General features: G+C 39.3%; 10 protein-coding genes. 3 read left to right on the top strand and 7 right to left on the bottom strand.

Annotated elements, in window-relative coordinates; all coding sequences use genetic code 11:
* Positions 1-163: 163 nt before the first annotated feature.
* A complete protein-coding gene (locus KHB02_RS28365; RefSeq protein WP_213140190.1) occupies positions 164-1,075 on the bottom strand; it encodes a DMT family transporter in 912 nt (303 codons plus the stop codon).
* Positions 1,076-1,296: 221 nt separating this feature from the next.
* Here KHB02_RS28365 and KHB02_RS28360 point away from each other — a divergent pair, with 221 nt between their 5' ends.
* Together KHB02_RS28360 and KHB02_RS28355 are read left to right on the top strand one after the other, a co-directional pair.
* On the top strand, positions 1,297-1,920 hold the full coding sequence (locus KHB02_RS28360) for a TetR/AcrR family transcriptional regulator (protein ID WP_213140191.1): 624 nt from the start codon (positions 1,297-1,299) through the stop codon (positions 1,918-1,920).
* A 34-nt stretch (positions 1,921-1,954) separates the two neighbouring features.
* Positions 1,955-3,466, top strand: coding sequence for a DHA2 family efflux MFS transporter permease subunit (locus tag KHB02_RS28355; protein ID WP_213140192.1), 1,512 nt, complete (start codon positions 1,955-1,957; stop codon positions 3,464-3,466).
* Positions 3,467-3,518: 52 nt separating this feature from the next.
* Here KHB02_RS28355 and yeiL read toward each other — a convergent pair whose 3' ends face one another.
* Positions 3,519-4,190 (bottom strand): transcriptional regulator YeiL, encoded by a 672-nt coding sequence (gene yeiL / locus KHB02_RS28350; RefSeq protein WP_213140193.1) that lies wholly within the window; start codon positions 4,188-4,190, stop codon positions 3,519-3,521.
* A gap of 79 nt (positions 4,191-4,269) precedes the next feature.
* On the opposite strand from yeiL, the gene KHB02_RS28345 reads away from it, so the two are divergent.
* On the top strand, positions 4,270-5,418 hold the full coding sequence (locus KHB02_RS28345) for an MFS transporter (protein WP_213140194.1): 1,149 nt from the start codon (positions 4,270-4,272) through the stop codon (positions 5,416-5,418).
* A 59-nt stretch (positions 5,419-5,477) separates the two neighbouring features.
* Here KHB02_RS28345 and hprK read toward each other — a convergent pair whose 3' ends face one another.
* The 5 genes from hprK to KHB02_RS28320 form a co-directional block, all read right to left on the bottom strand.
* Positions 5,478-6,413 carry an HPr(Ser) kinase/phosphatase gene (gene hprK / locus KHB02_RS28340; RefSeq protein ID WP_213140195.1) on the bottom strand — a complete coding sequence of 312 codons (936 nt, stop codon included), beginning with the start codon at positions 6,411-6,413 and terminating at the stop codon, positions 5,478-5,480.
* A 168-nt stretch (positions 6,414-6,581) separates the two neighbouring features.
* Positions 6,582-7,226 (bottom strand): response regulator, encoded by a 645-nt coding sequence (locus KHB02_RS28335; RefSeq protein WP_213141248.1) that lies wholly within the window; start codon positions 7,224-7,226, stop codon positions 6,582-6,584.
* Positions 7,227-7,235: 9 nt separating this feature from the next.
* Positions 7,236-8,378: a sensor histidine kinase gene (locus KHB02_RS28330; RefSeq protein WP_213140196.1), complete on the bottom strand. Its 1,143-nt coding sequence runs from the start codon at positions 8,376-8,378 to the stop codon at positions 7,236-7,238.
* Between the two features lie 160 nt (positions 8,379-8,538).
* The gene (locus KHB02_RS28325; RefSeq protein ID WP_213140197.1) at positions 8,539-10,098 is read right to left on the bottom strand and encodes a malate:quinone oxidoreductase; all 1,560 of its coding nucleotides are present in this window, start codon (positions 10,096-10,098) and stop codon (positions 8,539-8,541) included.
* Positions 10,099-10,429: 331 nt separating this feature from the next.
* Positions 10,430-11,403 (bottom strand): TrkH family potassium uptake protein (locus tag KHB02_RS28320; RefSeq protein WP_241114165.1); only part of this gene is annotated, 974 nt, incomplete at its 5' end.

Raw genomic sequence — 11,403 nt, 5'->3', positions numbered from 1 at the left:
TGAGCCCAGTAGAATACAGAACTCAGGTCCAAAGGGTTGCTTAATATATATTGTCTAACTTTTTTGGTTCACTTCATAAATGGCGGCTTTTGAATTGGAAAAACTCCTTCGATATTTCAAATAAAAAAGAGAATCTTTGGTTTTACAGAACCGCTTCCCTTCATTAGTTTGCATGCCGCATTCCCATATCTGCAGCCGTTTTACGTGAGACTTTGTGGTTAATTAGGTAAATGCTTAACAGAATTAATACTATGCCGCCAAATAGGCTAGCTGTAAACGGCTCGTTTAACATAAATGTTCCGATGACCACGCTGATCATTGGTACAAGGAACGTGAAGGAACCAACCTTGCTGGCTTCACCTGCACTCATTAATTTCAGGTAGGCACCCGTTGCTAAGGTTACACCGAAGATACCCGCATATAGCAGGCTCCAAACAAATGAAGCGTTCCAGTGAATGGCGTGCAGGTTTTCGGTGTATGCTCCATAACCAAACATTAGCAAACCACCGATGATATTTTGGATGGCTACAAGCCATAGGTTATGCACAAGTGCACTAGTTTTTTTGACATAGACAGTGCCGATGGCCCAGCCCATTCCGGTAATGAGTGCAAGAATAATTCCAATTGCAGAAATTTTTCCCGACATCCCTTCAAGACTTACCACGACCACGCCAAGAAATCCAATGACCATGCCTAGAATTTTCTTTGCTGATAAGGATTCCTTCAGCCACATCCAAGCTAGCAAAACCACAAGCACGGGCTGCAGATACACAATAACGCTAAATAAGCCGGAAGGAAGATACTGCAAGCCAATCATCTGGATGCCGTTGAACATAAGGATATTAAAAAATGTTGAAATAAGATAAATAGACCACGTTTTTTTCCATTGGATTTTTCGCCATTGCGGGATTAAAATTAACGCCAAAAAAACCCCGCCAATCACTCCACGTAGTCCGGCAAAAAGCATCGGCGGCGAATAATTGAGAGACACTTTGTAGACCGGCCACATTGTTCCCCAAATCAGAACAACAAAAGCAATGCCAAGGGCCGTCTTTGTTCTGGACAATTGCTCCATTTTTTTAGGTACCTCCCCTAAACAATTTATTAATGATGTAAATTATTTCGCAATTTCCATTCTATCACCTTTTTCAGAATATTGTTTTAATTGTGCTTTTCGATTTACTAAATAAATATGACACAGTGTCATTTTGGTGTTGACTTATGACAATGTGTCACATATAATACTTCTTATCAAGAATTGTGACACATTGTCACACCTCAGATAGGAGAATATTGATGCCTAAACAAACGTTTTTTCATTTACCTAAAGATAAACAAGACACTTTAATTCAATCTGCCAGGAAAGAATTCTCTAGGGTCCCATTACACGAAGCATCCATTGCCAACATTATCAAAGATGCTGGTATACCTAGGGGAAGCTTTTACCAATATTTTGAGGACAAAGAGGATCTGTTTTATTACTTGTTAAGCCGGCTCTCACAAATCAATTATGAGAAATTTGTTTCAACCCTAAAGACTCATGACGGTGATTTATTTAATACGTTTATTGATTCATTTCAATTAATGATCAAATACCTTAGAAATCCGGAGCACCAAAATCTTTTTAAAAATGCTTTTTTAAATATGAACTATAAAATGCAAAATACTTTGGCCAATAACATTTATGAAGAGGATCAGAAAAGACGATATTTAGATATGGTTAACTTAATTAACGTAAGTAATTTAAGCATTAAGGATGAACAAGAGCTACATCACGTTATAAAAATTATAAACGCAGTCACATTCCATAACCTCGTGCAAATGTTTGTAAAGGATTTATCGGATGAAGAAACTCTTCAAAATTATATTAGCCAGCTTGACTTGCTAAAACGCGGGTTATATAAAGTAGAACACCAATGAACTCCCTTAAAGGGATAAAAAGGAGAAAACATATATGGATTCAACATTACAACAAAAGAAAACACCCTATTTAATGCTTGCGATTTTATTTGTCGGAGCATTTGTTTCTTTTTTAAATAATTCACTTTTAAATGTAGCGCTCCCATCAATGATGACAGATTTAAATATTAAAGATTATTCCACTATCCAGTGGCTTGCAACAGGATATATGCTAGTCAGCGGCGTTTTAATTCCTGCCTCAGCATTTTTGTTAACACGCTTTTCGAATCGTCGTTTATTTATAACATCTCTCGCCATTTTCACTCTAGGTACTGCATTAGCAGCCTATGCTCCAAACTTTAGTGTATTACTTACCGGGCGATTGGTTCAAGCAGCAGGTTCTTCCGTAATGGGGCCATTATTAATGAATGTGATGCTAATCAGCTTCCCACGGGAAAAACGCGGAACTGCAATGGGAGTTTTCGGATTAGTTATGATTACAGCTCCTGCAATCGGGCCGACTTTATCTGGTTATATTGTAGAAAATTATGATTGGCGTTTACTGTTCGAAATGATTTTGCCGTTAGCTGTCATTAGTTTAGTATTAGCTATTTGGAAGCTTGAGAATGTAATGGAACAAAATAAAAATGCCAAACTGGATTATTTCTCAGTTGTATTATCTTCTATCGGCTTTGGCGGTTTGTTATATGGTTTCAGTTCTGCAAGCTCAGACGGCTGGACAGATACAATCGTCTTAACCACTTTAATCGTTGGCGCTATTGCCTTAATTGCCTTTATCGTCCGTCAATTAAAAATGGCTGAACCATTACTGGATTTACGTGTCTACAAATATCCAATGTTTGCACTTGGCTCAGTTATCGCGATTGTCAATGCAGTAGCGATGTTCTCCGGTATGATTTTAACACCGGCATATGTACAAAATGTCCGTGGCATTTCCCCGCTTGATTCAGGATTAATGATGCTGCCTGGTGCGATTGTGATGGGGATTATGTCGCCGATAACAGGGAAATTATTCGATAAATTTGGTCCTCGCATTCTTGGTGTAACAGGACTTGTCGTTACAGCTATTTCAACTTATATGCTGGCAAACCTGCAAATCGACTCAAGCCACGCCTATATAATACTTGTTTACACTCTCCGTATGTTTGGGATGTCAATGGTAATGATGCCAATTATGACAAACGGACTTAACCAATTGCCAACGCGCTTGAATCCGCACGGTACAGCTGTAAATAACACCGCACAGCAAGTGTCTGGTTCAATTGGTACAGCGGTTCTTGTTACCATTATGAATTCCGTTACAAAAACAGAAGCTCAAAGCCTAGTGGCTGGCGTAGATCCAACAACCTTTACCGCTGCTTCAAAAGCGCTATTAACACAGAAAGCTCTATTAGCAGGCATTCAATATTCATTCTATGTAGCACTTGGCATAAATATTGTCGCCCTAATCCTAGCCTTATTCGTTAAACGAGTCGATACAAGCAAAGAGTCGGTAAGACAATTAGACCAGCAAAAAAATAATCCTACCAAAGAGGTAGCACATTAATGGTTTGTGGGGGACGGTTCTTCATTTGATGCACAAGAACCGTCCCCATGCTTCATTCTGCTCTCAACATTCCTGCCAATTCTTCCAAGGCGCTCAGCTGTTGAATGCGGTAGTGGCGCCCCTCTTTTTTTAAATAGCCTTTTTCGCAAAATTGCCCGAGCACGTGCAGCAGATGGCGGTATGAAACTCCTAAAAAGTCACATACCGAAACATGTTTTTCCTTATATATTCTTTCATCAGCCGTTTGCAAAATAAATTCGGCAAGCCGGTTTTCAAGCGGGAACGCGAGGCTTTGCGAATATTTTGCGGCCATTTTTGTTGCTTTGGCGCTTAATAACTTTGTCAATTCACGCAAGAATACTACATCTTCTAGCAGCTGTGTGCGGAAGCGATGAAAAGGAAGGGCAAAGCAAACCGTCTTTGTAGTGGCTTGAATCCCTTTTGTATAGTACACATCGTTTAATAATTCCATTTCTCCTACATATTCGTTCTCATTGATAAAGTTAATTAACGAAACTTTCCCATTCAGATGCGTTAAATAAATCTTCGCTTTGCCTTCAATGACATAATATAAAAAATCCGGTCGCATTCCCTCTTGAATAATCCATTCATCTCGTTTATATTCACGCACCTCTACAAACTCGTCAATTGGAAAAGAAAATAAATGGGCAATGGAGTGTTCTTCCAAATATCGTTTCCTTTTTTCATTTTTATAAATTTCCATAATCCACCTCAGAATATGAGATATCTCATATTATTGTACGATTCCACATGATATCATGCAAATCATGAGGTGAAACATTATGAACACACAACGCTGGATGAGCAGCCAGTTTTTTACTTTTTATTTAACTTGGGGCGTCTTCCTTCCCTATTGGACGGGTTGGATGATTCATACAAAAGGAATTTCGATTTCACAAGCCAGTTTAATTATGAGTTTAGGTTTGGTTGTTCGGGGCATTTCCACATTAATGGCGTATCCATATTTTTCGAGGAAGTTCAGCAGTAAAACTTTATTAAATGGGATGGCAATTGGGACATTGGTTTCCATTCTGTGTTATATTCCTTCGAATTCCTTTGCCAGCATACTACTTGTAACGCTGCTAATAAACTTTTTTTACCCTACATTGATGCCTGCTCTGGATACCGCGGCTGGCATCCTAGTACAGAGTAAGCAATTAAAACATTATGGAAAGAGCCGTTCATGGGGGTCTATAGGGTTTGTCGTTGCTGGCATGGTCTTAACAGTCTTTACAGGAGCACTTGGAGATGTAGTCATTTTATGGGCGCTCTTAATCGGTACTATGGTTTTCGTTGGGCTAGGCCTTATGCCAGCACCATTAGTTTTATCTGAAAAACCACAACCGAACCCAACAAAAAAAGCAAGAATGCTGAACTTATTTCGTATCAAACACTTTGGTTTGGTGCTCGTGATTGTGATCTTACTGCAGGCTGCCCATGCAACTTATTACACCTATGGATATATTTTTTTACAAGAAATACATTCACCTAAATATTTAATCGGCGTAATCCTGAACATTGCCGTGATTGCAGAAATCATTTTCTTCTTAATTGCCGATCGGTATTTTCAGCGATTTTCAGCAGGGTCTTTACTAGCACTTTCAGCTCTAGGTTCAACTGTACGTTGGATATTAGTGTTTATTTTTCCAAATGTGCTGGTCTTCTCTATTTCGCAGGTTTTGCATTCACTTTCGTTCGCCATGGGTCATTACGCCTTTATGAAATACTTGATCAAAAATATACCGCACCAGCAGATACCGAATGCACAAGGCATGTATTCAGCACTTGCATTAAGTTGGAGCACAGCGGTATTCACTATATTCGGCGGCTATCTATATGAAATCGAGCCGCGATTCGCCTTTATCGGCATGATTGTTTGTTCCATCCCATCGATGGTGCTTGCTCTTGTATATCGGAAACTTGAAAAATAGGGACGGTTCTTGTGCATCCTATGATGCACAAAAACCGTCCCTTGGTATTTCCTTTGCATTTACTCAATACTAGAATTCGTAATTTCAGCCTCTATCCTGCTCAGGAACTCTTCTGCGGCGCTGTAACCTTGCTGCTTCAAATACCAGTTATTTGCAGCTGCCTCGATTAACCCAGCTACATCACGTCCTGGCTGAAGTTGGATTTCAATGGAAGGTATCTTAACACCCATATAGTCTGTAGAGTGAACTTCTTGATCCAAATCATTATACAAGGCATCTTTTTCCCATCTGGTCAAATTAATATCCAGCGCGATTCGTGTTTCGTCCTGAAAAGCCTTGCGTCCATATAACCGAACCACATTCAGCAGCCCAATACTGCGAAGAGCCAAAAACTCTTTGGTTTTCTCATCATGAGTACCCAGAATCGTTTGATGACTAAGTTTTTTTAGAACAACAATATCATCCGCTACCAGCCGATGTCCCCGGCGGATTAAGGTGTGTGCTGTCTCGCTTTTTCCGACCCCCGAATTTCCGCGAATTAAGACCCCTATACCGGATACATTCATACAAACTCCATGCACAGCAATTTCCGGTGCTAATTCTTTCACCAAATACGCATCCAATTTGGGAATAAACTCTGATGTAATCTCAGGCTTATTTGTCAACAACAAGGGGATGCCCTGTTCAACACAATGTTGATTCAAATAGGTAAGTCCTTCTTCACCACAAGTTACGATAAAGCACGGCGGATGATAATGGACAATATTTCCGATTCGGATTTTCCGTTCCTCTTTACTTAACCTATGTAAATAAGTAACTTCCTTTTTTCCTAAAATTTGAACTCGTTCTGTTGGAAAAAAGTCAAAATGGCCAACAAATTCCAAGCCCGGACGATGCACCCGTGATTGCGTTATCACATTCTGAAGCTTACTTTCACCAGCAAGCACCTTCAATGAAAACTTCTCTACCAAGTTTTCAACTGTTATTTTCTTCACTTCTAAACTCCCCTCAATTAGTCTTTATATAATTGCATTATACTTAGATTAATGGAATCATCATCATTATCAAAATAAATTGTTGTTTCTATCAATCCTTGTCCATGTAGAATACTCCCTCGGTATTACTGGTAAAGGACGAAGAAACATAAGAACCGTCCCCATGCATCACTTTTCCTTTAAATAAATAATCAGCTCGGAACGGCTTTTGAGTTCTAGTTTATCTAGAATGCGGGAAACATAGTTTTTAACTGTTCCTTCTGTTAAAAATAATGTCGCACTGATGGTCTTATTGCTTTTTCCTTGCATAATTTGTTCAACGACTTCTATTTCTCTTGGTGTAAGTATCTTGGACAAGTCTTTCTTTTCCGTGTTAGGTGCCTGCAGAGATTCGGGAACATTCCGGAGGGCCCTGATTAGTTTACTTGTTACATCTGAATGAAGTAGCAGCGTTCCTTCGTGTGCTGCCTTTATTGCCTTAATAATCTCTTTTAGGTCAGAGTCCTTTAGAATAAAACCGTCTGCCCCATTCTTCAGTCCGTTAAAAATATACTCATCTTCATTAAAGGTAGTTAAGATGAGTACTTTCACATTTGGATATTTTTCCTTAACTGCTTTTGTAGCCTCGATGCCATTCATGACAGGCATTCTAATGTCCATTAGTATCACATTAGGCGTCATTCTTTCCAATAAAGCAATAAGTTCTTCCCCATTCGTTGCTTCCCCGATGATCCGAATCTCTTCATTTAAGCTAAGCAACATTTTTAAACCATCCCGGACAATTCCTTGGTCATCTACAATTATCACGTCAATCACTTTTCATCACTCCACATTTGTCACAAATGGAATTTCTGCTTCCACCGCAAAACCGTGTCCCTTGGCCGACACAAACTGAATACTCCCTCTCAATAAATGGATTCGTTCCTCCATTCCCCGCAGGCCGTGGGATTTTTTAATATCGGTACACCCTTCCCCGTCGTCCTCTACTTTCACCAGCGCCTTTTTTTCATTTACAAAAATATCAATATGAAACGTATGGGCATTCCCATGCTTAATCCCGTTCGTAATGGCTTCCCTCACTGTTTCAAAAATCCCATTTTGAATATCGCGGCTTGCGAACTCAACGGTGTCATCGAAAAATAATTCAAATTGCAATCTGCCGGCGGTTTGCAAGCTATCTATTAAATCCTCAATAGAGTCGCGCAGTTTAACCTTATCTTTCCATGCCTGATTATCCTTTAATACGTCAACTGCTTTACGAAGGTTCGTTATGGATGTTTGCGAAATGACTAAGGCTTTCTTCATGACATCCTTTGATTTTTCTGGATTTGAATCCATCATATTATCGGCAAATTCCAGGTGCATTTTTAAGGCGATTAGAGCATGGCCAATGGAATCGTGGAGCTCCTGTGCAATTCTAGTCCGCTCTTTTATTATCGTGATTTCCTTCAGTTTGGCATTTGCCTCCATTAATTCAACATTGAGTAGATTTCCCTTCTCCCTTTCCCTGCTGTTGCTCCGAACAAGGTAGATTAGGGCCATCAAAGCAAAGTAAGGAATTAATGCTTGTTGGATTCCTGCCTTAAGAGCAAACATACCGATTACAAACATGAAAATATGAAGAATGACCAGACCAATTTGTATAGTAGGACGATAAATAAAAATTTCAACGATTGGAAAAATAAAATAAATATTTAGCGGTATATTATTATCAAATTGAATCACATATAAACCGATTGCTATAATACTTACCGACATCGATATATAGTAGATTATACGATTTTTTTCATATAGTTGGTAATAATTTCTGTAAATATCATTTAAATGCAAAATAACCAATCCTATAATGAAAGCCGCCTTTATAGGTATCGAAGAAGGAGACTGCCCCATAATATCAATCGAAGCCATAATGATCAGGATGATTCGAAAAATCATCATGACCGAGGGGGTTTTATGTTTTTCCATGACATAACATCACATCCATCAATTAGTTTCTATTTTAATTGCATTATACTATTCTGCTAAAAAACTGAATAGCTATCAAAAGTCATACAAAAATGAAAAATGGGGACGGTTCTTCTGCATCTGATGCAGAAGAACCGTCCCCATGAAACTTCCCATAAACTTAAACTGATACAGGTTCCTTTTCTACACTACGTTTCTCTTTCGATAAATCCTTCTTATTGTTTACTGGTGCGCGTCCTTTACTTAAGCCAAGTGCAAACGCTGTTGAAGCATGAATTTCGTCGAAAAGCTCTGGGTTGTCCACTAGTGAAATGCCATAAGATGGTATCATTTCTTTTATTTTTGGTTCCCACGCTTCGCGGTGCTGAGGGAAACATTTTTTTATGATCTCGAGCATGACGGAAACAGCTGTTGATGCACCTGGTGAAGCACCGAGCAATGCTGCGACTGAGCCATCTGCTGCAGTAACCACTTCAGTACCAAATTGAAGCGTTCCTTTACCGCCCGCTTCTGTATCTTTAATAACTTGTACACGTTGTCCGGCTACCACGATATCCCAATCTTCGCTTTTTGCATTTGGAATAAATTCGCGCAGCTCTTCGATACGCTGTTCCTTCGATAACATTAGTTGTTGGATCAAGTATTTTGTTAATGGAATGTTTTTGGCACCTGCCGCCAACATCGTGATGACATTATTTGGTTTGACAGAACCTAATAAGTCCATATTTGAACCAGTTTTCAAAAATTTGGGTGAAAAACCAGCAAAAGGTCCAAACAATAGTGATTTTTTGTTATCAATAAATCGTGTGTCAAGATGCGGCACTGACATAGGAGGTGCACCCACCGCAGCCTTGCCATAAACTTTTGCATGATGCTTGTTTACAACCTCAGGATTGTTACATACTAAGAATAGTCCACTTACAGGGAATCCTCCAACATGTTTACTTTCAGGAATACCGGTTTTTTGAAGTAAAGGCAAGGAGCCGCCGCCGCCGCCAATAAAGATAAATTTTGCAGTATGGCGTTCTATTTCACCGGTTTCCATATTCCACACTTTTAATTCCCATAGGCCATCCTCAGTACGTTTAATATCCTCAACTTGATGTTTGTATTTGATTTCAACGTTTTGATTTTTTAAGTGGTCAGTCAACATGCGTGTTAAAGCACCAAAGTTAACATCCGTACCCGAGTCAATTTTCGTAGCCGCTATTGGTTCCTTTGAAGTCCGGCCATCCATAATAAGCGGAATCCATTCTTGCAATTTTTTCGGCTCATCGGAATATTCCATCCCTTGGAATAATGGATTGTTTGAGAGTGCTTCAAAACGTTTTTTCAAGAACTCTACATTATTTTTCCCTTGTACCATACTCATATGTGGCAAAGGCATAATAAAATCATGCGGATTACGGATCAGATCACTGTTAACAAGATAAGACCAAAACTGTCGTGAAACCTGAAACTGTTCATTAATTTTGATAGCTTTGTTAATATCGATTGATCCGTCTGGTTTTTCTACGGTGTAGTTCAACTCGCACAATGCCGAATGTCCAGTTCCTGCATTATTCCATTCGTTCGAGCTTTCCTCGCCTGCTTTTTCAAGCTTTTCAAAAACTGTAATTTTCCAGTCCGGCACTAATTCCTTCAAGAGTGTCCCTAAAGTGGCACTCATGATTCCTGCACCAATTAAGATAACGTCTGTTTCAGTTTGTCTGCTACTCATTTTTCCCATCCCTTATATGCTATGATTTGCAGAAAGGATGCTGGCGCCCATGCTTAAAGCAAACAGCAAGCTAAGGCGCGACTAGTTACACACCTTTTCTGGATCAATTAATTCCTTAATATAGTTTATCACTAATATCGATAGATTTAAATATTTATTACTATAATAATAGTTAGTAAGCTATTTAAAAGCTGGTAAAAGTGAGAAGTCCAACCACAATGCCCTATTTTTATCAATCCGCTTGGCAATCGCTTACACTTTTGTAAAAATACTTTTTACGATGAATAATTATAAACCGCACCGTTTACCTATGCACGGGACTATCTTTCAATTATCCTATTAATATCTTTTCTTCAGCATATCTAAGTCTTGCTTCTTGGCGCTTCGACATGAGCGCGAATGCCATGGTTAATGGCCCAAGGCGACCGATGAACATCATTAAGGTGATTAAAAGTTTTCCATAAGGCGATAAATCCCCTGTGATACCCGTTGACAATCCGACTGTTCCGAATGCCGAAATGGTTTCAAAAAGCAGCTTATTCATCGGCATATCCTCTGTGTAGGTCAGCAAAAAGAAAATCGTGAAGATAAAAATGATGGCTGACACCCCAATGGATAAGGATTTATTAACCAAGCTCCAGGAAATTCTTCTTTTAAAAATATTAACATCGCTTCGATTCGTCAACACTGTCCAAAAGGCAAATATGATAATGGCAAAGGTCGTAACCTTAATTCCCCCACCGGTAGAGCCAGAAGAAGCGCCAATAAACATCAATGCCATCGTAAAAACTTGTGAGGACAGCGTCATATGTCCAATATCAATGGTATTAAAGCCGGCTGTTCTTGGTACGACGCCTTGAAAATAGGAGGCCCAGAATTTATCGTTCCAGCTTAGGTTTCCAATCGTTGCGGGGTTATGAAATTCAGAGATTAATATAATTACTGTTCCCACAACATTAAGGATTAATGTCACGAGCAGCACCACTTTGGAATGAAGGGACAGCTTACGTAAAGATTTTTTCTGCCAGACATCCAAAATGACGGTGAAACCAATTCCGCCGATGATAAATAATGAAGTGATGGCTAAATTGACGGTCGGATCCCCGACCCATTTACTTAGATTGTCTGGTTCGAGGCCAAAACCGGCATTGTTAAAAGCGGATATCGAATGAAAAAATCCGTAATACAAGGCTTTGATCCACGGCATCTCAAATGACCAGCGGATCGCTAAAATAAGCGCCCCTGTTATCTCTACAATTAAAGTTATCATGATGATTTTGGAGACAAGTTTTACCACACCTGAAA

This window comes from Neobacillus citreus, assembly GCF_018343545.2.
GTDB lineage: Bacteria > Bacillota > Bacilli > Bacillales > Cytobacillaceae > Neobacillus > Neobacillus citreus.
The sequence above is the reverse complement of the archived record's forward strand: the minus strand, read 5'-3'. Positions and strand labels throughout refer to the sequence as shown.